The organism is Paraburkholderia guartelaensis (assembly GCF_004353905.1).
Lineage (GTDB): Bacteria > Pseudomonadota > Gammaproteobacteria > Burkholderiales > Burkholderiaceae > Paraburkholderia > Paraburkholderia guartelaensis.
This window is the reverse complement of sequence record NZ_SMOD01000030.1, coordinates 1-21,898: the sequence shown is the minus strand read 5'-3', so window position 1 is coordinate 21,898 and position 21,898 is coordinate 1. Positions and strand designations below refer to the sequence as shown.

Here is a 21,898-nt window from a genome sequence, read left to right as displayed (position 1 = left end):
ATGCGTGCCCAACGAGCACGCACGACGCGCGCGGCTGCTCGATTCCCGTTTCCAGGAAAGCACCTCATGTCCACGCACACCACGCGTGGCGCTGGCGTTCGCTCGGGCGAACGCGCAACGCCGCGCGCGCTGCGGCACGCTGGGCGCCTCGCGCTCGCGATACTGCCGCGCGTCTTGCCGCTGCCATTCGTTGCACCCATCGTCTCTCATGCAGCCCATGCTGCCGAGGCGCAAGCCGCCGATGCCGCCTCGGCCACCACGCTGCCCACCGTCACGGTCAGCGCCTCCGCTAGCAGCGCCGCGGCGCCCGCCGTCGACCCCAACCTGCCCGCGACGGTGGAGACCGTCACGCCCGCGCAGTTCTCGAACTGGAACGTCGTCAACACCGAGGACGTGCTCAAATACCTGCCCAATCTCGCCGTACGCAAGCGTTACGTGGGCGATCTGAACTCGATCATTGCCGTGCGCGGCACGAGCAATACGCAAAGCGCGCGCGGCCTCGTGTATGCCGACGGCCTGCTGCTCTCCAACCTGCTCGGCAACAGTTACAGTTTTCCGCCACGCTGGTCGATGGTGTTCCCCGACCAGATCCAGCAGGTGGATGTGATCTATGGGCCGTATTCCGCGCTCTATCCCGGCAACTCGCTCGGCGCCACCGTGCTCATCACCACGCGCATGCCGAAGTCGTTCGAAGCGACCGCGGACGTCAAGGCGTTCACCCAGCATTTCAGCCTCTTCGGCGTGAACCAGAACTTCAACGGCAGCGAGATGAGCGCGTCGATCGGCGACCGCATCGGCAAGTTCTCGTATTTGCTTGGCGTGAACCACCTGGAGAACACGAGCCAGCCGCTGCAGTTCGCGACGCTTGCGCAGTCGACGAAACCCGCGCAGCCGGGCGACGTGCCCGTGCGTGGCGCGTACTTCTACAACAACCAGACGAACACGCCCACCGTCGTGCTCGGCGTCAACGGCGAAGGCATGCAGCACACGGTGCAGGACCAGTTCAAGCTGCGCATGCAGTACGACTTTACGCCCACTGTGCAAGGCGGCGTGACGCTCGGCTACTGGCACCAGACCTATAACAACGCGACCTCGACCTTCCTTTACGACGCAAACGGCAACCCCGTGTACAGCGGCAAGGTGTCGATCAACGGCTACGAGTACACCATTCCCGCAGCAGCGTTCGCACCGAGCCGCGGCTGGAGCGAAAACTGGCTGTATGGCGCAACGCTGCGCACGCATCAGGCCACCGGCTGGAACGCGGAGGCCATTGCTTCGTACTACGACGTAAGCAACAGTGTGGCGCGCACGGCGAATGCGGGCGGACCCGGCAACGGTCCCGGCGTCATGACGCTGGGCGACGGTACCGGCTGGAAGACGCTCGACCTCAAGACGACGTGGACGCCCACCACGCCTGACGCCGGACTCGCCGCCCACTGGCTCACCTTCGGCTATCACTACGACGACTACGCGCTCGACAACCGCACGTACAACACGCTCGCGTGGCGCGACGGCGGTGCGAATAGTTTCGCCAACGCCTTCGCGGGCAAGACCGAAACCCAGGCGCTCTATGCGCAGGACGCGTGGCGCTTCCTGCCGCGCTGGAAGCTCGTCTACGGCGTGCGCTACGAAAACTGGCGCGCCTTCGACGGCTATCAGGCACTCGGCGGCGTGAACGTGCCTTATGCGAACGTGGGCGACCATCACTTCTCGCCGAAGGCTTCGCTCTCGTTCGACGTGACCGACGACCTCACGCTGCGTGCATCGATTGCACGCGCCTACCGCTTCCCGACTGTGAGCGAGTTGTTCCAGGGGCAGGTGAACGGCTCGTCCATCGTCAACAACAATCCGAACCTGCGCCCCGAGGACGATCTCTCGAAGGAATTGAGCGCCGAATGGGCGCACTGGAACGGCCTGTTCCGCCTGACGCTCTTTCAGGATGACGTAAAAAACACGATCTTCAGCCAGACCGATACGACGGTCATTCCGAACGTCACGAACTTCCAGAACATCGGCAAGGTACGCTCGCGCGGCGTGGAAACGAGCTATCAGGGAGAAGACGTCATGCTGCGCGGGCTCGATCTCGCGGCGAGCGTGGCGTATACGCAGTCGAAGATTCTGGAGAACGCGCAGAATCCGGCGAGCGTCGGCAAGTACTTCTACCGCATTCCGCTGTGGCGCGCGAATCTCGTCGCGACCTACCGTTTCGATGCCCGCTCCGCGCTCACGCTCGCCGCGCGCTATTCGGGACGCCAGTACAACACGCTCACGAACACGGACACGAACCCGAACGTGTTCGGCGGCACGAGCACCTACACGGTCGCCGATGTGAAGTACACCTTCCGGCCGACGAAGAAGAGCGAGATAGGCGTGGGCATCGATAACCTGTTCGACGCGCGCTACTTCGTCTATCACCCGTACCCAGGCCGCACCTACTACCTCGAAGCGAAGCTCGGCATTTGAGCGGCTCGCTCGCGGCCTTCGTTTGCGTCCGCGTTTTCGTTTGAATCATCCATGCACTCGAGCCATGCCGGCTCGACAGGGAGTCCCCGATGTCCACGATATCCGACCCGGTCAGCGCACCGCCGACCCACGCGGCGCAGCCCGGCTACCGCACGCTGTGGCGCTGGCATTTTTACGCGGGCCTCTTCGTCATGCCCTTGCTGCTCGTGCTCGCCATTACGGGCACGATCTACTGCTTTCAACCGCAGATCGAACCGCTGCTTTACCCGCATCGGCTGGTGGTCGCGCCGGCGGCGACACCACGCCTGCCCGTGGATGCGCTGCTGGCCCGCGCACGAACCGCGCTGCCGCCAGACGCGCGGGCGCTACGCGCGCACGTCGAGTCGAATCCCGCGCGCAGCGCCGAATTCGTTTTCGCGCTGCCTGGCGGGACCAAAGAGAGCGTCTACGTGAATCCATACGATGGCGCGGTGCTCGGCACGCTCGACGTCGATCGCCGCTTCATGCAGGTCGACCGCATGCTGCATCGCAAGCTCCTGCTCGGCAAGCCCGGCGAGCTGCTCATGGAGCTGGCCGCCTGCTGGACGCTCGTGATGATCGCCACCGGCATTGCACTCTGGTGGCCGCGCGCGGGCGCGTCGTGGCGAGCCGCGCTTCTGCCTCGCTTCGGCACGCGCGGACGGCCGTTCTGGAAGAGCGTGCACGCGAGCGTCGGCATCTGGCTCGCCGTGGGCGCACTCGCGTTCGTGCTGAGCGGCTTGCCGTGGACCGGCTCGTGGGGCAAGCAGTTCAAGGCGCTCGCCACGCGCGCGAGCCTCGGCGCGCCGCGCGGCGCATGGGGCGGCGGCCTCGCGTTGAAGTCGGCCGTGCCGGGTGCGCCGGCCGCTGCCACTGCTGCAGCAGCGAACCCGCCCGCAAGCCATGCCGATCGACAAGAACACAGCGGAGAGCACGCGGGCCACGACATGGCGTCGATGCCGGGCATGGTGATGGACGACATGCCGCTGCCGCTCGTGCCCTGGGCGGTCGGCGCGGTTCCCGTGCCGCACTCGCCCGAAACGTCCGGCGCACCGCAACACTGGATGCTCGCCCAGGTCGTCGCCCAGATGCGCGATCTCGGCGTGCACGACGGTTACGACATCGTGCTGCCCGCCACGCCCGATGGCGTGTACACGGTCTCGTACTTTCCGCCCGATCCGAAAGCGGAACGCACCGTGTATATCGACCAGTACAGCGGCGCCGTGCTCAAGGACATTCGCTATGAGGATTACGGCGCAGTTTCGCAGGCCGTTTCATATGCCACGTCGCTGCACATGGGCCGCTACTTTGGCCTCGCCAACCAGCTGATCTGCGCGGCGATCTCCCTGGGCCTTGGCGCACTCGCGGTGACGGGCTTCGTGATGTGGTGGATACGCCGTCCCGCGCGCGCGAAAGGCGCATCGATGTTGGCCGCGCCCTCACGCGAGCGCGCCGCGCCGCCGCTGCACGCCTGGAAGACCGGTCTCGTGCTGCTCGGTATCGTGTTTCCGCTGATGGGCGCGACGCTCGTGGCGGTCTGGCTGTTCGACCGGGCAGCCTTCCGGCGCGCCTAGAGGCTGCCGTCTTGCCGGCGTCAGCGGCCGCGGCGGCCCTGCGGTAATCTGCGGACACAAATGCGTCTGAACCTGGCTGCGCCAAACGGTTTCAAACGTATATATGCGGAGATTATCGTGTTGCGGCTTATTTCGGCACTGGGCGCGGCAGCCGTGCTCGCGGGCTGCGCGGTCGCGCCCTATCCCGGTTACCCGGGATACTACGGCTATGACTACGGCTACCCCTACTACTCGGGCTATCCGTACGCCTACGGCTACGACTACTACCCCGGCTATTTCGGCGGCGGCTATGGCGGCATCGCCATCTGGGGCGGTGGCGGCGGATGCTGCTATCACCACGGCTGGCACGGCGGCGGCCATGGCGGCGGTTGGCACGGTGGCGGCGGACACGGCGGCGGCGGCTGGCATGGAGGCGGTGGCGGCACGTGGCAAGGCGGCGGCGGTGGCATGGGGGCCGGCGGCGGCCACGGCCACTAACCCGTCACGGCGCAATCACAGCGGGACCGCTCGATCGCAGCGGCCCCTGCGTGCGCCGTGCGCGCAACAGCGGCACCGCTCCTATACGCGCCCGTTCACGGGAATCAGCGCTCCCGTAATTGCCTGCGCGTCCTCGCCCAGCAAAAACGCGATCACCGTAGCAATCTGGCGCGGCTGCACCCAGCGCGTGAAATCGGCGTCCGGCATGTCGGCGCGGTTTTGCGGCGTGTCGATGGTGCTCGGCAAAATCGCGTTCACCGTCACACCCTTGTCCTTCAGCTCTTCCGCGAGCGCTTCCGTCAAACGCGCCACGCCCGCCTTCGACGCCGAATACGCGCCCATCCCGATCCCCGCCTTGAGTCCCGCGCCCGCACCGATGTTGACCACACGCCCCGCGCCGCTCTGCACGAGATGAGGCAGAGCGGCCTTCGAGGCATTGAGCGCCGTTTTCACGTTCAAATCGAACATCAAATCCCACGTGTGCGCATCGCCGTCGCCGATGGTTTCCCAACGGAACGCGCCCGCCACGTTGACGAGCGCGTCGAGCCCGCCAAGCTGCTCCTGCAACGCGCCGAACGCAGTTTGGGCCGCCTTCGCGTCGACGAGATCGACGCCGCCCATGCATAGCGCGTTTGCGAGCGCGGCAGGCAGCGCCGCCGCTTCGGGGGCAGCGCCCCGGCCGACCAGCGCCACGCGGGCGCCGCGTTCGGCCAGCAATTGCGCCGTCGCCAGACCGAGGCTGCCGAAGCCGCCCGTCACCGCGACCACTTTGCCGTTCAAACCGTTTTCCATGCTCTTATTCCTTTGCTAACCTGAATTCGATGCGGCCCGCGATCGATGCGGGCGCCGCTGGCGCCACGTTACGCGAGCCGCGGCCTTCCATCAACCGGCACGCGGGCGTCCGCGTGAAACATCCGCGCGTACCGTGGCGAGCGCGTGCTGCTTGCGCAGGTTCTCCGTGGTGTCGCCGCCGCCGTCCGCGCGCCAGCCCGGCGGCAGGAAAACATAGCGCACGGCGGTCCAGATGTCCTTTGCCATCACGACATCGCGTGCGAGCGTCGCCCAGTGTTCCAGTTCGACGACGAATGGATTGCGCGAGCGCACGGGCGTCACGAGCCCGTAGCGGCAAGGCTCATCGGCGCGTTCCGGCACATAGGTACCGAACAGACGGTCAAAAATGATCAGGACTCCACCATAATTGGCATCGAGATAATCGACGTTCGAAGCATGGTGCACGCGATGGTTGGACGGCGTGTTGAACACGTACTCGAGCCAGCCGAGCTTCGGAATCCACGTGTTGTGCAGCCAGAACTGATAGAGCAGGTTGAGCGAAAGGATGGCGAGCACGACTTCGGGCCGCACGCCGAGCCACACGAGCGGCCCGAAGAACATGGCCGGGCCGGTGAGCTTGCCGGTCCACCCCAGACGGTAGGCAGACGAAAGCGTCAACTGGTTCGGCGAATGGTGCACGGCATGCGTGGCCCAGAAAAAGCGGATGCGGTGCGACGCGCGGTGATACCAGTAATAGCAGAACTCCTGACCGATAAAGACCAGCAGCACGAGCGCAACCGTGTCGATATGCAGCGTGAAAAGCCGATGCTCCCACGCGAAATCCAGGATCGGCGCGGCAAGCGAAAGCGGCAGAAACGCGAGGAGCTTGCGGCCCGCGAGGTCGGCGAGCGAAAGCCAAACTTCAGACCAATCGAAAGCGGCCTCGCCCGCCGCTTCGCGGCGCTTCCTGAAGGTGAGCACGCACGCCTCGATCAGCGAGACGGCGACGACGAACAGCGTGACATAGAACGCGAGTTTTCCTGTGGTGAGCATGATGGATCGTGTGCAATAAGCGCGTCTTGCGCGGTGAGGAAAGACGCGTGTTGCACGCAGGAGTCGCGGCGGCGCGTCGGATGAAGGGCACTGTAGTGGCGCGCAGAGGGAAAAACCACGCGCAAAGTATGTCGGGATATGTCACGCGCCACGCGCGCGAAACACGTCGATACGCCCGCCGCGCCGCGTGCGCGGGGAGGTAGCGCCAAACGCCGCGCGACGTGTAACACGGCGACATGGTTTATGACGCGACTTGAGCCAGGCCCAGCCCTATAGTTCGTTCCGCTGACACGCCGCAGCGTGCCTCCCGAAACGAACCGCAAGGACCTCTGATGAAAACGCTCCCCCTCGTCGTCGCCGCGCTCATCGGCTTCGCCAGCGCCCCCGCTTTCGCCGGCTGGTCCGGCCACGGCACGGCATACACGCCGCACGGCACGTACAACGGCGCGCACTACGGTTCGTGCAGCGGCGGCACCTGCTCGCATGCGGGCGGCGTGGCCGGTCCCTGGGGCGGCGTCGCCACCAACAGCGGCTCCATCACCCGCACCGCGCCGGGCCAGTTCAGCAACAGCGGCACGGCCTACGGCCCGAACGGCCGCTCGGTCCAGCATTCGGGCGATACGAGCTGCGCGGGCGGCACCTGCTCGCACACCGGCTCGCTCAACGGCTCGGATGGCGGCAGCGCGAGCACCTCGGGTAGCGTGACGCGCACGGCGCCCGGCCAGTACTCGTCGACGGGTACGGTCACGACGGGCAACGGCAACACCTACGGGCACTCGGCGTCCACGAGCTGCGCGGGGAACACGTGCAATCGCTCGGGCACCGTCACCGGTACGCAGGGCGGCAGCGTCTACCACTCGGGCAGCGCGACGGGCGTCGGAACCGGCGTGGTGACCACGAGCGGCGGCACCACCGTCGTCCACGGCGGCACAGTCACCACCGGCACGGTCACCACCTCGGGCACGACGGTCGCCGTCGTGGGCGTCCCGGCCCCCGTGCCCGCGCCGGTCGTCGTCACGCCGCCGCCGCCCAGCACCACGGTGTATGTCGCCCCGCCGCCGCCCGCCCCCAAGACGGTGGTCGTCGCGCCGGCACCCGCACCGCAGACGGTTTATGTCGCGCCTCCCGCACCGAAGACGGTCTACGTGGCGCCGGCCCCCGCACCGAAGGTCGTCTACGTGGCGCCGCCGGCACCCAAGGTCGTCTATGTGGGCCAGCCGCTGCCGCGCGCCGTGTACATCGCCCCGCGCCCCGCCGTGTGGATTCCCGGCCACTGGGTCGGCCGCGTGTGGGTCCCCGCTCACTGGGCCTGAACCATCACCGGCGGCTGCGGATTCGCATGACCCGCAGCCGCCCCTCTCATTCGCTTTATCAACCGGCCGGCGCGCTACGTCGGCCACCTCACGGAGAACACCATGAAGAAGATGATCGCTGCCCTCGTTTTGTGTATCGTTTCAGCAGCGGTTTGCATGCCGGCATCGGCTCAGGCCTTGCCGGGCGGCTCAGGCGACAGCGCGCGCGTCGAACGCATGATGGCGCAGATGGAAGGGCGTTTCGCCGCCGCGAACACGACGCACGACGGCAAGCTCACGCGCGAGCAGGCGCAGGCGGGTATGCCGAAGGTCGCGCAGCACTTCGACGAAATCGACACGCAAAAGGCCGGCTTCGTCACCCTCGCGCAGATCGAGGACTTCATGCGAGCGCGCGCAGCAGCCCGATGAACGCCGGAGGCGTCACATGGAGCAGGCAAACAGGATCATCGTGCTCGACGACGAAGCCGAACTGCGCAACATGCTGCAGCGCTTTCTCACGAGCCAGGGTTTCGAGGTGCGCGCCGTCGCCGACGGCAAGCGCCTCGACCGCCTGCTTCAGCGTGAGCCCTACGACCTCCTCGTGCTCGATCTCATGATGGAGCCTGAAGACGGCCTCACGGTATGCCGCCGCCTGCGCGCCGAAGGCCAGACGCTGCCGATCCTCATGCTCACCGCCAAGGGCGATGCCGCCGACAAGGTGATCGGCCTCGAGACCGGCGCCGACGACTACCTCGCCAAGCCGTTTCTTCCCGACGAGCTGGTCGCGCGCATTCGCGCCCTGCTGCGCCGCCAGAAGATGGCCTCGGGCGAGCCCACGGTCACCTCGCAATTGCTGCGCTTCGGCGACTTTCAGTTCGACGTTGGCAAACAAACGCTCTACCGCGACGGCACGCCCATCGAGGTCCACTCGGCGCAGATGCTGCTGCTTCACGCGCTCGGCTCGTCGCCGAACCGCGCCGTGAGCCGCGAGAATCTGCTCGCCCGCGCGCGCGGGCGCGACCACAGCGCGCTCGACCGCAGCGTGGACGTGCAGATCCTGCGCCTGCGGCAGATCGTCGAGGACGATCCCGCCAAGCCGCGCTTCATCAAGACCGTCTGGGGCATCGGCTACATGCTGGTGGCCGGCGTCGAATCGTAATGCGCTTGCGCCTGCCGCGCTCGCTGCTCTCGCGCAACATCGCGCTGCTGGTGGCGCTCGTCGCGCTCTCGCAGATCTGCTCGCTCATTGTGCTGCTGCACTTCGTGCAGCGCCCGCGCATCGAACGCGCCTCGATCATCTTCGCCGATTACGTCAAGCTGCTCGACACCACGCTCGCGTCCATGCCGCCCGACGAAGGGCGCGCGGCGGCTGCGCGGTTCGATGCGCGCCGTGCGGCGCCGCCACAAGCGTCGAGCGAGGCGCCTCCGAGTCTCGTCGACTTTTTCCGCACCTGGCAGCGCGACGTGTTCGTCGAAGCGCTGCAAAGCCATCTGCCGCCCGAGCTGCTGGTGCGCTGGGACGCGAGTCACGACGAGACTGAACCCGCAGCGGATGGCGAAGCCGCGCAGGAGCGCCTGTGGATCCGCCTTCATGCAGCGGGCGAACCGATCTGGATCGCACTGCCGGTAACCGCCGACGCGCGCGCGAGCGGCATCACCACGGCGTTGATCCTGTCCGCCGCGCTCGCGCTGCTCGCCGCGCTCACCGGCTATCTGTTGCAGCGCCACATCAACCGGCCGCTGCGCAAGCTCGCGCGCGCGGCGCGGCGTGTGAGCGCCGGCGAAACGCCGCCGCCGCTGCCGACCAACGGCCCCACCGAAATCGCCCAAGTGAGCCGCGCCTTCAATCAAATGACCGAAGCGCTGAAGCAGGCCGAGGCCACGCGCGCGCTGATGCTGGCCGGCGTCTCGCACGACATCCGCACGCCGCTCACGAAACTGCGCCTCGCGATCGCGATGGCCCTGCCGCGCGGCAGCAACGATGCGCTCGTGGCCTCGTCCGAGAGCTATCTGGACCAGATCGACACGATCCTCCAGCAGTTCATGGACTACGCAGGCAGCGGCGAGCGCGAAGCGCCGCAACCGGGCGACCTCAACGCACTCGCAGGCCAGCTCGTCGCCGACTTCGCGGGGCTCGGCCATGAATTCGATTTCGACGAAGGCGAGTTGCCGGTGTTCGCGTTCCGGCCCATCGCGGTTATGCGTCTGCTGATGAATCTCATGCAGAACGCCGTGAACTATGGCCGCACAGGTCTGACGATTCGCACCTGGCGCGACGGCGACACCGCCTGCGTGATCGTTGCCGACCGCGGCAACGGCATCCGCGCCGAGGAGCTGGAGCGCCTCAAATCGCCCTTCAGCCGCGGCGCGAACGCGCGCACGCATTCGGGCGGCTCGGGCCTCGGGCTTGCCATCGTCGAGCGGATCGCGCGGCTGCATGGCGGCTCGCTCACGTTCCGCGACCGCGAAGGCGGCGGCCTCGAAGCCGTCGTGCGCCTGCCGCTGAACCGTCCCTCGTCGAGTCAGAACGGCGCGCCGCCGGCCGCTCACGCATGACATGAATCGACATAATTTGCGCGTGGATTTCGCGCGCCCTTCCCCCCATACTTGCGCCTGAGCCTGAGCAACGGAGCAGAACAAACCGAAGCCCAGACGCCGAAGCACCATAGTCGATAGTTCGCCATCCTGAGTAATTTGCGAGTATCGGCAGACACGAGACACTCTTTCAGGCAAAAGGACATCGACATGCAAACGATCATCAACTTCCTCGTCAAAAAAGCCAAGCGCATCGCGGGCACCACGTGCCTCGCCGGCGCGCTGTTCGCGAGCGGCTGCGCATCGGCCGCGCCGGTCGTGCAGACGAATGGGCCGCTCCCGCAACTGCACGCCGACGTCGTCTACGTCTACACGTTCGACGCCGCCGCCGACCAGGTGAAGCTCGACAGCACCGGCATGCTGCACAAGCTCAAGACGATGACGAGCGGCGAGTCGTCGGAGCAGCAGCAACAGCAGGCCGCGCTGCAAACGCGCGAGCATCTCGCCGATCAGCTCGTGAGCGAACTTCAGAAAATGGGCCTGCCCGCCGTGCGCATGGACGGTCCCGCCCCCGCCGGTCGCAACGCGCTGATCGTGGAAGGCCGCATCGACACGATGGACGCGGGCAGCAGCCGCCGCCGCATGCTGATCGGACTGGGCGCGGGCAAGAGCGAAGTGGGCGCGACGATCGCGGTGCTGTTCCAGCCCGCCAACGGCGGCGAACCGCAACCGCTCCTGAGCTTCCAGACGAAGGCCGATAGCGGCCATATGCCTGGCATGGCCGAGACGGCGGGCGTGGGCGCGGCGGCTGGCCATGTCGCGACGGCGGCGGTGGTGGGCGGCGGTCTGCACGGCGCCTCGGAGGCGAAGCGCGACACGCTCTCGTCGGATGCCGGCAAGCTGGCCCGCTCGATCGCGAAGGAAATCACGCAGATCAGCACGCAGAACGGCTGGATGGCAACGACGACGAAGAGCTGACAGGGGGAAGCGCGCAGCGCAGCGCGAGGCTACGTGCCCTTTACGGCGACGGTTCGATACCGCCGCCGTCTTTTTGTTTACTGCGCCTGCGGCTCGCGCTGCGCCTGCGGCTCACGATACCGCGCGAACTTCGACGTATGGCCGATACCCGGATTGAAGCAGTTGCACGGATCGAGCGTTTCGTAAAACGACTTCAGCGCAGGCTTCGCATCGTAGAGATGGCCGACGTTGTGCTCAGCGGGATATTCGGCGCCGCGCGCGTCCAGCAGCTTCCACATCTCGTGTTCCAGTGCGAGGCAATCGTTCCCCTTGCGTACGATGTAGTCCTGATGAAACACATGGCAGAAGAAGTGCCCGTAATAGAGCTTGATCGCGATGGGCTTTTCAACCGCCTCGGGCAGTCGCTCGAACCAGTCGCGATCGTTGCGGCGAAGCGCGATATCGAGCGCGACGATATCCTCCACTTCGTCGCTATGCACCGCCCGATAGCGCACCGCCGCGCCCGCGGCGGCGAAACGATGGAGAAACGCCTTGCTGCCCTCTTCGTCGGTGCATTCGAAAAAGTCGCCGCTCGCCACGCCGAAAAACGTTTTCAGGTAAGCCCGCGTTTCGTCCACCATATCGGCCGACACCTTGAGCATCAAATGATGTTCGTAGCGCTGCCTGTAGTCCTTGAGCCGCGCGGGCAGATGGCCCGGAAACCACTGGCTCACGGCCTGCGCCACGCGGTCGGTGAAATGCGCGGGAAAGAACGGCAACCGCTCGAAAAACGCGTCGCAACGGCTCTTGAAGGCGAACAGCGCGGGCAGGCGCTGCGTGCCGAGATGCTGGATCAGGAGGAACATGTCCTTGCCGTAGCGCTCGGCAATATCGAAGGCGTCTCGATGCAGGTATTCGCCCGCGATGGGCAGCTTCGAGAACTTGCCCAGTATGTCGCGGCGCAGGTCGGTCAGCTCAGCCGTCTCGTTCGTGCCGATGTAGAACACCTTCGCGCCCCGCTCGATCGGGAACGTGTCGAGCCGCACCGCGAACACCATGACCTTGCCCGCGGAACCCGCCGCTTCGTGCAGACGAAGCGGGTCGGCGTTGTAGCGCGCGGGCGTATCCGCTTCGATGTCGCGTACGTGATCCGCGTAACCGTGGTCGGAAGCCGCGCCCGCGTCGTGCAGGATATCGGCTTCGGGCAACTCGCCGCGATCGAGGCGGCCAAGCACTGCTTCCGGCGTCTCGCCGAGCCGGATGCCGAGACGATTCACGAGCGTAAGACGTCCCGCTGCATCGACCTGCGCAAACACGGTCATCTCCGTATAGGCCGGTCCGCGCCGCACGAGCGAGCCGCCCGAGTTGTTGCACACGCCGCCCACGACCGAAGCGCCGATACATGAGGAGCCAATGACCGAATGCGGCTCACGCCCGAGCGGCTTGAGCGTCTGCTCCAGCTGATCGAGCGTCGAGCCCGGCAGGCAGACCACCTGCTTGCCGCCGTCGATCACATAGACCTTGCGCATGCGCGTCATGCTCACGATCACGACCTCGCGGTCGTAGTCGTCGCCGTCGGGCGTGGAGCCACCCGTGAGACCCGTATTCGAAGCCTGCGAGATGACGATTGCGTTCGCGGACACGCACGCCTGCAGCACCCGCCACTGCTCGACGAGCGTGCCGGGCCGCACGACCGCCGCCACCTTCCCTTCGCCGAAGCGAAAGCCCTTGCGGTAGCGCCGCGTGGCTTCGTCGCCGGTCAGCACGTGCTCGCGGCCGACGACGGCTCGCAACGACGCGACAAGCGGCTCGCGAGCGGCGCTCGGGTTGGTGGTGGACATGCGAACGGCTCCTGCAGAAAACGATGATCGCGGAAGGATAAAACCCGCGACCTATTACGTCCAATATCGCGACCACGCACAATCAAGACGAAAAAGATATAGATCGACCTTTGAGCCCGCAGAATCAGCCCTGCGGCGCATGCCGCGACGCATCGCGCACGACGCGCACGAAGTTCTGCACCGTGGGCGCCTTTTCGCGCGGACGGTGCACGAGCGCGATGGTCGTGTGCAGCGTGCCGCCCTTGAGATCGTGGTACGTCACGCCCTTGGCCTGGATCTGCCGCATCGAAGAAGGAATGAGCGTGACGCCGAAGCCCGCCGCCGCCATGTTGACGGTCGAGGAAATCTGCGGCGACTCCATGCTGATCACGGGATTGAAGCCCGCCGCATGGCACGCGCTGATGATCGAGTCGTAGAGATCGGGGCCGATCGGGCGTGGAAACAGGATGAGCGGGTCGCCCGCGAGATCGCCGAGATCGAGGCTGCGGCGGCGCGCGAGGCGATGGCGCGGTGGCAGCACGGCAAGTACGTCCTCTTCCACAAGCGCCTGCGTGGCGAGGCCGCGGCAATCGAGCGGCAGGCGCACGAAAGCGGCATCCACCTTGGCTTCGCTCACGCGCTCAAGCAGCACCGAACTGTTGCTCTCCTCGCACCCGATCACGACCCCAGGGTACGCGCTGCGAAAGCGCTGCAGCACGGTCGCAACGAGCGGATGAAACACCGTGGAGCCCGCGAAGCCGAGCACGAGCCTCCCCGTCTCGCCACGCCCGGCGTTTTGCGCTTCCGCGAGCGCCAGATCCGCGTCGTCGATGAGGCGTTGCGCGCGCTCCCGAAAGAGCCGCCCGGCCTCGGTCAGCTCCACGCGCCGCGAGTGGCGAATGAAGAGCCGCGTGCCGATTTCCTTTTCGAGCTTGAGGATCTGCTGGCTGAGCGGCGGCTGCGCCATGCCGAGAAAGGCTGCCGCCTCGCTGAAATGCAGATACTCCGCGACGGCGAGAAAGTAGCGTAGTTGCCGGAATTCCATATCTTTTTCGTCTTGATGCGACCGGTGGATTGTGAACCCACTACGCGCGCGCGTCCAACCTCGACGGCAGGACGCGCGCGCAGCCGGTATGCGTCAAGACGGCGCCGGCCGAAAAATCAGCCGAGACCCATGCGCGTCTCGTCGACGAACTTCTCCGTGGCGTCGTCAATCTTGCGGCCCTTGCGGCCGGTGGGACCATGAATGTAGACGGTCTTCATATCGACCTGCGGCGCGCCGCTCATGCCGGGCGGCGGCGTCATCTCGTAGTGGACTTCACGCGCGTGGTCGGCCATCTGCAGGCGCGGATTGAACACCGAGTTGAAGCGCCACAGCATGCGCACGAAATTGGTCTGGCCGTGCAACAGGAGGTGCGTGGCCTGCCCCGCCGCGCCGCGCAGCGCGGTCCAGCCCATGTGCTTGCGATTGAGCACCTGCTGCGTGCGCACGAGTTCAGAGTAGAACTCGGGCAGCGGAAGCTTCGTCGGCACGACGGCGTGCTGGATGTCATAAAGACGATAGTCGAGGCTCGTGAGGCGCCGCGCCTCGCGCTGCCAGTTCTCCGTGCCCGGATACGGCGTATTCACGCTGATATTGACGATCTCGGGAATCTCCAGGCACCACTGGCGGATCGTCTCGAAGCGTTCGCAGTCCCAATCCGGATCGGCAATCAGATTGATCGCGACGGTAATCCCCAACGAACGCGCGAATTCGAGCGCCTCGAAGTTCTTGTCAAGGCTGATGCGTTTGCGAAACGCCTTGAGCCCCTCCTCGTCGATCGCCTCCAGACCGAGGAACATGTATTTCAGGCCGATGGATTGCCACAGGCGGAACACGTCCTTGTTGCGCAGAAGCACGTCGCCACGCGTTTCCAGGTAGTACTGCTTGTCGATGCCACGCCGCTTGATCGCCTCGCCGATCGCCATGCCGTGTTCGGCGTGCACGAACGCCACATCGTCGACGATGAACACGCCCGGCTCGCGCAGCGCCGCCAGTTCTTCCACGACGACTTCGGGGCTGCGCGTGCGGTAGCTGCGTCCGTAGAACGTCCATGCGCTGCAGAACGTGCAGTCCCACGGGCAGCCACGCGCGAATTCGATGGAAGCGCAAGGATCGAGCGTGCCGATGAAATACTTGCGACGATGGCGCAGCAGGTCGCGCGCGGGCCGCACCGGATCGAGATTCTCGACGAAGCGAGGCGCAGGCCCCGATCCGCGGCTCGTCACGACGCCGGGCACGGCGAGCAAGTCGGCGCCGCGCGATACCGCTTCGAGCAGTTCGTTCACCGAAGCTTCGCCCTCGCCGCGTAGCACGCAATCGATCGCGCCTTCGGCATGGCGCAGCAGATCGTGCGCGGTGAACGACACGCTGTGGCCCCCTACGAATACGAAACACGAGGGAAGCGCGGCCTTCACGGCCTTCGACAAGTCGACGATCTCGGGAATGTTGGCCAGATAGTTGCCCGAAAAGCAGAGCGCCTCGGGCTGCCAGCCGCGCACCATGCGCATGAGGTCGCGGTGTGTCTCGACCTGCAGATCGAGGAGGCGCACGTCATGCCCCGCCTCGCGCGCCGTGCCGGCCACGGATTCGAGGCCCAGCGGCTCGAGCCGCAGGAACACGCGCGTGTACATCAGTCCGCTCGGGTGGACAGCAAGCAATTTCATGAAGCCTCCTTGCGAAGGGCCGCTGCTTCGCGAGAGTCTACGCGCGTTGGCGGATCGCTGCCCCGCGGCGCGTCTCGCGCAGGAACACGTTCAGAAACTGCCGAACAGCGACCCGAGCACGATCACCACGGCGAGCGCGATGATCGCGCCGACGATGCTCACCACAACGAGGTCACGATAGCTCTCGCGATGCGTCGAGCCGCACACGGCCAGCAGCGTGACAACGGCGCCGTTGTGCGGCAGGCTGTCGAGCGTGCCCGACGACATCACGGCGACGCGGTGCAGCAACGCGGGATCGATGCCATGCTCGGCGGCGAGCTGCATATAGGTGCCACCGAGTGCATCGAGCGCGATGGTCAACCCGCCCGACGCCGAGCCCGTGAGCCCGGCAAGCAGGTTCGTGGCCACGGCGAGCGAGACGAGCGGGCCGCCGCCGATGCCGAGCACCCAGTCGCGCACGGCCTCGAACGCGGGCAATGCGGCAATCACGGCGCCATAGCCCACGAGGCTGCCCACGCTCAGCACCGGCAACACCGACGCGTTGGCGCCTGCATCGACGCTTTCGCGCAGCGCGCCGAGCCGCCCGCGATTGAGCGCCACCAGCACGATGATGCCGAGCGCGAGCGCAACCGAGACACCCCACACGCCCGCCACCGCCGAAAGCGTGGTCGAACCCCAACGCGGTTCGGCGAGATACGAGGCGTCGATGCGCGGGAACACCACGACGTTCATCACGAAGTTCATCCCCACGACGACCACGAGCGGCGCGAGCGCGACGAAGGGCGACGGCGGCCCGGCATGTGCCGGTACAGCCGCGCCGCCGATCTCGGCGGGATCGAAGGCTTGCGCGAGACTCGCGCGCTCGCGCACGAGCGAGGACTTGCCACGCTCTTCGTCATCGGCGCCGCCGTTGTCAGGCTCGACGAAGCCCTCGCCGTTGCGCCGCGCCGCCGCCGCCACGCGTCCAAGCCACCAGAGGCCGAAGCTCGCCATCACGACGCTTGCAATCACGCCAAGACCCGGCGCAGCGAACGGCGTCGTGCCGAAGAACGGCATCGGAATGGCGTTTTGCAGCGCGGGCGTGCCGGGCAGCGCCGACATCGTGAAGGTCGCCGTGCCGAGCATGATCGCAGCGGGCATCAGGCGGCGCGGAATATCGGCCGAACGAAAGAGCGCCTGCGCCATCGGGGCGAGGACGAAGAACGCGACGAACAGGCTCACGCCGCCATAGGTGACGAGCGCGCCGCCCAGCACCACAGCCACGAGTGCGTGACGCGTGCCGAGCTTGTCGATCATGAGGCGCGCCACGGCATCAACCGAGCCGCTATCTTCCATCAGCTTGCCGAACAGCGAGCCGAGCAGGAAGAGCGGAAAGAACTGGGCGAGGAATCGGCCCGTGCTCGACATGAATGTTTGCGTCCAATGCGCGAGCACCGGCTCACCGGAAATGAGCGCGGCCAGCATGGCGCACAGCGGTGCGAGCAGCAGCACGCTCCAGCCGCGATACGCGAGCCAGATCAGGAGCGCGAGACTCGCGAGCATGCCCCCGAGGCCGATAACGAGCGTGCCCGCGCTCATTGCAGCACCCCTTCGAGCAGCGCTTCGAAATTGAACGTGGACGTCTCGCCGAGCCGCGCACCGTGCTGCGCGAGGAATTCATCGGCGGTACGGCGGCCTTCGTCGCGCAGCATCGTGATGAACGACCACTCGGCGTTGAGCTTCGACGACGCGCCCAGCGTAACGAGCTTCTCGCTATGCACGCGATGCAGGCGCATATGCGCCCAGCGGCGGCCCTCGTCGCTGCCTGCGTCGGCGACCTTGTGCAGCAGCGCCATCATGCGCAGCTCCTTGATTAGCGGCGAGTTGAACGCGATCTCGTTCACGCGGTTGATGATGTCGCGCGCCGAACGCGGCGTGCCCGCGCGTTCCACGGGGTTCACCTGCACGAGGATCGCGTCGATCGCATCGGTCTCGCGAATCAGCGGCGTAATGGTGGGATTGCCCGCGTAACCGCCGTCCCAGTATGCTTCGCCGTCTATCTCGACGGCCTGAAAGAGCGTGGGCAGGCAGGCGGAAGCGAGCAGCGCGTCGGGCGTGACGTCGGCGTTGCGGAACACGCGCGCCTGGCCGTTGGAAACGCGCGTGGCCGTGACGAAGAGCTTGATGCGCGAGCGGCGCAACGCGTCGAAGTCGATGGTGTCGGCGAGGATCGTGCGCAATGGGTTCACGCGCCCCGGATTCAGGTCGTACGGGGAGATGACGCGCGCCATCATGTCGAGCGCGACGAACATGGGCGAGTGATCGAGCGTCCAGCGGCCGAGCAGGATGTCGACGGGGCCGCGCCGGAACGGGCTGAAGCGCGCGGAGTCGGCCACGCGGCGCCAGAAGCGCTCGAGCGCCTCGCGCGCGCCGGACACGCCGCCGCTCGCATAGCCGCTCGCGAGCACGGCCGCGTTCATCGCGCCCGCCGAGGTGCCCGAAATGCCTTCGATCTGCAGCCATGGCTCTTCGAGCAGTCGGTCCAGCACGCCCCAAGTGTATGCGCCATGGGAGCCGCCGCCTTGCAGCGCGAGATCGACGAGCAAGGGCTCGGTGCGGGTCGTGCGGGTTGACGTCTCGGCTTCGGCAGACATTGCGGCTCCGTTCCAGATCGACCACGGGCGAGATTACAGGAAAAGCGCAAATGGCCGCTCGAGAATGACGCAGCGCGCAATGTGGCTCGAGCGCGCTGGAATCGCGCTGCGACCGGCACGCAGCGGGCCGGTCGCAGCGGCGCACCAGGGCGTTTGGTAGACTGGATCTCCCGCCACGCCTTCCCGCCTTGCCGTGTCGAATGTCCATCCGCTTCGGGGGCCGGTTTCGCTATCGGGCCCGCTTCCCGCGCTGCTCGCCGAAATCCGCGCCTGCCACGCCTGCGCCGACGCGCTGCCGCTCGGGCCGCGCCCGGTGCTTCAGGCGAGCGATACGGCAAGCCTGCTGATCGTCGGCCAGGCGCCGGGCGCGAAGGTCCACGCCTCGGGCGTACCGTGGGACGACGCCAGCGGCAAACGGCTGCGCGCGTGGCTCGGCATCGACAGCGAAACGTTCTACGACGCCGCCCAGGTCGCGCTCGTGCCGATGGGCTTCTGCTATCCCGGCCGCGGCGGCGGCGGAGACAACCCGCCGCGCCCGGAATGCGCCCCGCTGTGGCACGCGCGGCTCGTCAAGCAGTTGCGTGGCGTGCGCCTGACCCTGCTCGTCGGCCAGTATGCCCAGCGCTATTTTCTCGGCAGCGAGCGCCGCGGCTCCCTCACCGAAACGGTGGCGGCCTGGCGGGACTATGCACCCAATTTCGTGCCGCTCCCGCATCCGTCGCCACGCAACCAGGCGTGGTTCAAGCGCCACCCGTGGTTCGAACACGACGTCCTGCCCGCGCTGCAGGAGCGCGTGCAAGCATTGCTGACACCCCAGGGCCGCCACGCGCAAATCACTAAAAAGGAGCCGACGATGACAAAACCGGCAATCGATATCCAGCGTGTCTACGAACCGCTGCCCGAGCAGGGACACCACTGCTATCTGGTGGACCGGCTGTGGCCGCGCGGCCTGAGCAAGGAAAAGCTCGCGAACGTGGAGTGGCTCAAGGAAGTGGCGCCGAGCACCGAACTGCGCCAATGGTTCCACAAGGACCCGGAGCAGTGGACCGAATTCAAGAAGCGCTATCTGGCCGAGCTGAATGCCAATCCCGACGCCTGGCGGCCGCTCGCCGAAGCGGCCGGGAACGGGCACATCACCCTGCTCTATGGCTCCCACGACACGGAGCGCAATCACGCGATCGTGCTGCGCGACTATCTGGCGAAGCACGTGAAGCAGAAGTGAGTGGACGGCGCTCGCGCGCCGCCCGTTTCACGCTCAGAAGAGATACATCCCCGCGACGAACACCACGCCCGAGAACAGCAGCGTGGTCACGCAGTAACCCATGATGTCGCGCACGCCGAGGCCGGCGATCGCGAGCGCGGGCAGCGCCCAGAAAGGCTGCGCCATGTTGGTCCACGCCTCGCCATAAGCAATCGCCATCGCCGACTTGCCGAGGTCCGCGCCCAGCGCCTGTGCCGCCGGCATCACGAACGGCCCCTGCACGACCCAGTGGCCGCCGCCCGAAGGCACCGCGAAGTTGATCACCGCCGAGCTGAGAAACACGAGCAGCGGAAACGTGTGTACGTTCGCGATATCGACGAACCACTTCGTGATGACGCCCGCGAGACCCGAGTGGTCCATCAGCGCCTGAATGCCCGCGTAAAACGGAAACTGGATCATGATGCCCGAGGCGCCCTTCGCCGCGCCGGCCACGGCGCGCGCGTAGGCCATCGGCGTTTTATGCAGTACGAGGCCCGCCGCGAGGAACACGAGGTTCACTGTGTCGATGTCGAGCGCGAAGCCCTTCGTGTGAAACCGGAAGCCGAGGAACACGAAGCACAACGCCGCCACCAGCAGCGAGAGCCCGCGGCTTTCCTCGATGCGCTCGGCAAAGGTCGCGTCCGGGCCGAGCTTGCGCTCGACGCTCGGCGGATCTTCGAGCAGCGCGGGGTCGACCGAGACGACATCTTCGGGCTTCGGCATCATGAGACGCACGAGAATCGGCAGCAGCACGATCAGTCCGATCGTGATGAACGCGTTATAGCCCGTGAAGATGGTCTGCGAGACCGGGATCAGGCCGACGGCCTTTTCCATGGGGTTGCCCTTCGTGGCCGCGACGAGCGGCACCGAGCCGGAAAGACCGCCGTGCCACGTGAGAAAGCCCATGTACGCGGCGGCAACGAGCAGCCGGTAGTCCGCGCCGCGCACTCGCCGCGCCACTTCGCGCGAGAACATCGCGCCGAGCACGAGGCCGAAGCCCCAGTTGATCGCGCAGGCAATCGCACCCACGAATGCAACCAGCATCACGCCCTGGGCCGGCGTGCGTGCGCAACTCGCCAGCGCGACCAACATGCGCTTGACCGGCCCGGAGCTCGCGAGTGCGTGGCCGGTCACGAGAATCAGGACCATCTGCATCGCGAATGCGAGCAGGTTCCAGAAGCCCGAACCCCACATCAAGACAAGCGCTTCGGGCGGCTGCGGCGTGAGCGCGAACGCCAGCACGAAGGTCACGACGGTGAGGAGAATGGCGAAGATGAGCGGATCCGGCAAGATCCGATGCACTACGCCGGTAAAGAATTGGGAAATACGCTGAATCACGGTGGTCTGCTCCTCGTCTGCTGATACGGAATCGGCCGCTTGTTTTCTTCTTTACGAACCGAGGCCGCGATTTTTGCACAGCGCGGCACAACGCGTGCGCGCCGCCGGCAATTTGCCGAATGCGCGCCGAACGCCGCGCCCGACCGGTGATTGCGCGCCCGCACGAAATAAGCCGTTACATGGTTAGGCGCGCCCAAAAAGTCTTATCTGCTACCGTTATGGTTGCTATCTCAATAAATGTCCGGGTGGTTCCACCCAGCTGGAGGCAGCAATGCGCAAGCAGTTTCTCGGTGTCGTGCTCGCCGCGCTAGCCGGCATATTCGTGGCTTCGCCGCCCGCGCACGCCCAGTCGCAGGCGTTCACGAATCAGACCGTCAATATCTACGCAGGACCCGCAGCCGATTTTCCTATCGTCGCGCAGATTCCGGGTGGCGTGGCGGTGACGGTATGGGGCTGCGTCGCCGGCTTTAGCTGGTGCGACATCGGTTTTCCGGGCCTGCGCGGCTGGGTCTACGGCACCTTCATCAGCTATCCATGGCAAGGACAACGCGTGCCGGTGATGAACTATGGCCCGCGCATCGGTCTGCCAATCGTGACGTTCTCGCTCGGCGCCTACTGGGGCATGCACTACCGCGACCGGCCGTGGTACTCCAATCAGTCGCGCTGGGCGCGACATCCAGGGCCGCGGCCCGTGCCGCCGCCGCCCGTGCGGCCGCGTCCGCCTGTCGGTCGTCCGCCGAGCGGCACACGGCCGCCTAACCAGGGCGGCGGGAATCGTCCGCCCAACAACAACGCGGGACAGGGAAACCGGCCACCCGGCGCGGGCCCCGGCAATAACAACGCGCGACCGCCCGGACAGGGGAATGCTCGTCCGCCAGGCCAAGGGAACGCCCGGCCGCCTGGCCAGGGCGGCGGCAGACCGCAGGGGCAAGGCGGCGGACGGCCGTCCGGCGGCGGGAATAATAGGCCGCAGGGTGGCGGTGGTGGCGGCGGATCGGGCGGCGGCGGAGGTGGCGGCGGG

Annotated in this window: 18 protein-coding genes and 1 pseudogene; 11 read left to right on the top strand and 8 right to left on the bottom strand. The window is 66.5% G+C overall.

The genetic code is table 11. The features are described 5' to 3' along the window. Window positions 1-66: 66 nt before the first annotated feature. The 3 genes from E1N52_RS30570 to E1N52_RS44225 all read left to right on the top strand — a co-directional run bounded on the left by E1N52_RS30570 (window position 67) and on the right by E1N52_RS44225 (window position 4,532). Entirely contained in the window at window positions 67-2,463 is a 2,397-nt protein-coding gene (locus E1N52_RS30570; protein WP_133186894.1) for a TonB-dependent receptor, read from the top strand. An 89-nt stretch (window positions 2,464-2,552) separates the two neighbouring features. Continuing rightward, window positions 2,553-4,055, top strand: a complete 1,503-nt coding sequence (locus E1N52_RS30565; RefSeq protein ID WP_133186892.1) for a PepSY-associated TM helix domain-containing protein — start codon at window positions 2,553-2,555, stop codon at window positions 4,053-4,055. A gap of 117 nt (window positions 4,056-4,172) precedes the next feature. Continuing rightward, the gene (locus E1N52_RS44225; RefSeq protein ID WP_165979474.1) at window positions 4,173-4,532 is read left to right on the top strand and encodes a hypothetical protein; all 360 of its coding nucleotides are present in this window, start codon (window positions 4,173-4,175) and stop codon (window positions 4,530-4,532) included. A gap of 81 nt (window positions 4,533-4,613) precedes the next feature. On the opposite strand, the gene E1N52_RS30555 is transcribed toward E1N52_RS44225, so the two are convergent. Both E1N52_RS30555 and E1N52_RS30550 read right to left on the bottom strand, forming a co-directional pair. Further along, complete coding sequence (locus tag E1N52_RS30555; RefSeq protein WP_133186890.1) at window positions 4,614-5,324, bottom strand: SDR family NAD(P)-dependent oxidoreductase; 711 nt, start codon at window positions 5,322-5,324, stop codon at window positions 4,614-4,616. Between the two features lie 90 nt (window positions 5,325-5,414). Next, complete coding sequence (locus E1N52_RS30550; RefSeq protein WP_133186888.1) at window positions 5,415-6,356, bottom strand: sterol desaturase family protein; 942 nt, start codon at window positions 6,354-6,356, stop codon at window positions 5,415-5,417. 332 nt (window positions 6,357-6,688) lie between these two features. Here E1N52_RS30550 and E1N52_RS30545 point away from each other — a divergent pair, with 332 nt between their 5' ends. From E1N52_RS30545 to E1N52_RS30525, 5 genes are all read left to right on the top strand, one after another. Next, entirely contained in the window at window positions 6,689-7,669 is a 981-nt protein-coding gene (locus tag E1N52_RS30545) for a hypothetical protein (RefSeq protein ID WP_133186886.1), read from the top strand. Between the two features lie 102 nt (window positions 7,670-7,771). Then, window positions 7,772-8,077 (top strand): EF-hand domain-containing protein, encoded by a 306-nt coding sequence (locus E1N52_RS30540; protein WP_133186884.1) that lies wholly within the window; start codon window positions 7,772-7,774, stop codon window positions 8,075-8,077. 16 nt (window positions 8,078-8,093) lie between these two features. Next, window positions 8,094-8,807 (top strand): response regulator, encoded by a 714-nt coding sequence (locus tag E1N52_RS30535; protein WP_133186882.1) that lies wholly within the window; start codon window positions 8,094-8,096, stop codon window positions 8,805-8,807. Beyond that, complete coding sequence (locus E1N52_RS30530; RefSeq protein ID WP_133186880.1) at window positions 8,807-10,204, top strand: ATP-binding protein; 1,398 nt, start codon at window positions 8,807-8,809, stop codon at window positions 10,202-10,204. Before E1N52_RS30535 ends, E1N52_RS30530 begins: the two co-directional genes overlap by 1 nt. 189 nt (window positions 10,205-10,393) lie before the next feature. Next, the gene (locus E1N52_RS30525) at window positions 10,394-11,161 is read left to right on the top strand and encodes a DUF4410 domain-containing protein (protein ID WP_133186878.1); all 768 of its coding nucleotides are present in this window, start codon (window positions 10,394-10,396) and stop codon (window positions 11,159-11,161) included. A gap of 77 nt (window positions 11,162-11,238) precedes the next feature. Here E1N52_RS30525 and dld read toward each other — a convergent pair whose 3' ends face one another. The 5 genes from dld to E1N52_RS30500 form a co-directional block, all read right to left on the bottom strand. Next, entirely contained in the window at window positions 11,239-12,981 is a 1,743-nt protein-coding gene (dld, locus tag E1N52_RS30520; RefSeq protein WP_133186876.1) for a D-lactate dehydrogenase, read from the bottom strand. A 124-nt stretch (window positions 12,982-13,105) separates the two neighbouring features. Continuing rightward, window positions 13,106-14,005, bottom strand: coding sequence for a LysR family transcriptional regulator (locus E1N52_RS30515; RefSeq protein ID WP_133186874.1), 900 nt, complete (start codon window positions 14,003-14,005; stop codon window positions 13,106-13,108). Window positions 14,006-14,121: 116 nt separating this feature from the next. Then, complete coding sequence (gene hpnR, locus E1N52_RS30510) at window positions 14,122-15,666, bottom strand: hopanoid C-3 methylase HpnR (protein ID WP_133186872.1); 1,545 nt, start codon at window positions 15,664-15,666, stop codon at window positions 14,122-14,124. Between the two features lie 90 nt (window positions 15,667-15,756). Then, window positions 15,757-17,244: a GntP family permease gene (locus E1N52_RS30505; RefSeq protein ID WP_133186870.1), complete on the bottom strand. Its 1,488-nt coding sequence runs from the start codon at window positions 17,242-17,244 to the stop codon at window positions 15,757-15,759. Continuing rightward, the gene (locus E1N52_RS30500) at window positions 17,241-18,299 is read right to left on the bottom strand and encodes a patatin-like phospholipase family protein (protein ID WP_133186868.1); all 1,059 of its coding nucleotides are present in this window, start codon (window positions 18,297-18,299) and stop codon (window positions 17,241-17,243) included. Before E1N52_RS30500 ends, E1N52_RS30505 begins: the two co-directional genes overlap by 4 nt. Before the next feature lie 193 nt (window positions 18,300-18,492). On the opposite strand from E1N52_RS30500, the pseudogene E1N52_RS44930 reads away from it, so the two are divergent. Beyond that, window positions 18,493-19,107: pseudogene (locus E1N52_RS44930) on the top strand (uracil-DNA glycosylase family protein); the annotation flags it as partial. Window positions 19,108-19,152: 45 nt separating this feature from the next. Further along, window positions 19,153-19,521 carry a DUF488 domain-containing protein gene (locus E1N52_RS44925; RefSeq protein ID WP_165979475.1) on the top strand — a complete coding sequence of 123 codons (369 nt, stop codon included), beginning with the start codon at window positions 19,153-19,155 and terminating at the stop codon, window positions 19,519-19,521. Between the two features lie 33 nt (window positions 19,522-19,554). Here the strand turns inward: E1N52_RS44925 and E1N52_RS30490 are convergent, their stop codons facing one another. Further along, window positions 19,555-20,877 carry a TIGR00366 family protein gene (locus E1N52_RS30490; protein WP_133186864.1) on the bottom strand — a complete coding sequence of 441 codons (1,323 nt, stop codon included), beginning with the start codon at window positions 20,875-20,877 and terminating at the stop codon, window positions 19,555-19,557. A gap of 271 nt (window positions 20,878-21,148) precedes the next feature. On the opposite strand from E1N52_RS30490, the gene E1N52_RS30485 reads away from it, so the two are divergent. Beyond that, on the top strand, window positions 21,149-21,898 hold a 750-nt coding region (locus E1N52_RS30485), incomplete at its 3' end, for an SH3 domain-containing protein (protein ID WP_133186862.1).

Excerpts from the sequence above, each read along its gene's own strand:
- E1N52_RS30555 (WP_133186890.1), bottom strand. The coding sequence starts at position 5,324 with ATGGAAAACGGTTTGAACGGCAAAGTGGTCGCGGTGACGGGCGGCTTC.
- E1N52_RS30565 (WP_133186892.1), top strand. The coding sequence starts at position 2,553 with ATGTCCACGATATCCGACCCGGTCAGCGCACCGCCGACCCACGCGGCG.
- E1N52_RS30525 (WP_133186878.1), top strand. The coding sequence starts at position 10,394 with ATGCAAACGATCATCAACTTCCTCGTCAAAAAAGCCAAGCGCATCGCG.
- E1N52_RS30535 (WP_133186882.1), top strand. The coding sequence starts at position 8,094 with ATGGAGCAGGCAAACAGGATCATCGTGCTCGACGACGAAGCCGAACTG.
- E1N52_RS30515 (WP_133186874.1), bottom strand. The coding sequence starts at position 14,005 with ATGGAATTCCGGCAACTACGCTACTTTCTCGCCGTCGCGGAGTATCTG.
- E1N52_RS30505 (WP_133186870.1), bottom strand. The coding sequence starts at position 17,244 with ATGAGCGCGGGCACGCTCGTTATCGGCCTCGGGGGCATGCTCGCGAGT.
- E1N52_RS44925 (WP_165979475.1), top strand. The coding sequence starts at position 19,153 with ATGACAAAACCGGCAATCGATATCCAGCGTGTCTACGAACCGCTGCCC.
- dld (WP_133186876.1), bottom strand. The coding sequence starts at position 12,981 with ATGTCCACCACCAACCCGAGCGCCGCTCGCGAGCCGCTTGTCGCGTCG.
- E1N52_RS30500 (WP_133186868.1), bottom strand. The coding sequence starts at position 18,299 with ATGTCTGCCGAAGCCGAGACGTCAACCCGCACGACCCGCACCGAGCCC.
- E1N52_RS30530 (WP_133186880.1), top strand. The coding sequence starts at position 8,807 with ATGCGCTTGCGCCTGCCGCGCTCGCTGCTCTCGCGCAACATCGCGCTG.
- E1N52_RS30550 (WP_133186888.1), bottom strand. The coding sequence starts at position 6,356 with ATGCTCACCACAGGAAAACTCGCGTTCTATGTCACGCTGTTCGTCGTC.
- hpnR (WP_133186872.1), bottom strand. The coding sequence starts at position 15,666 with ATGAAATTGCTTGCTGTCCACCCGAGCGGACTGATGTACACGCGCGTG.
- E1N52_RS30540 (WP_133186884.1), top strand. The coding sequence starts at position 7,772 with ATGAAGAAGATGATCGCTGCCCTCGTTTTGTGTATCGTTTCAGCAGCG.
- E1N52_RS30570 (WP_133186894.1), top strand. The coding sequence starts at position 67 with ATGTCCACGCACACCACGCGTGGCGCTGGCGTTCGCTCGGGCGAACGC.
- E1N52_RS30545 (WP_133186886.1), top strand. The coding sequence starts at position 6,689 with ATGAAAACGCTCCCCCTCGTCGTCGCCGCGCTCATCGGCTTCGCCAGC.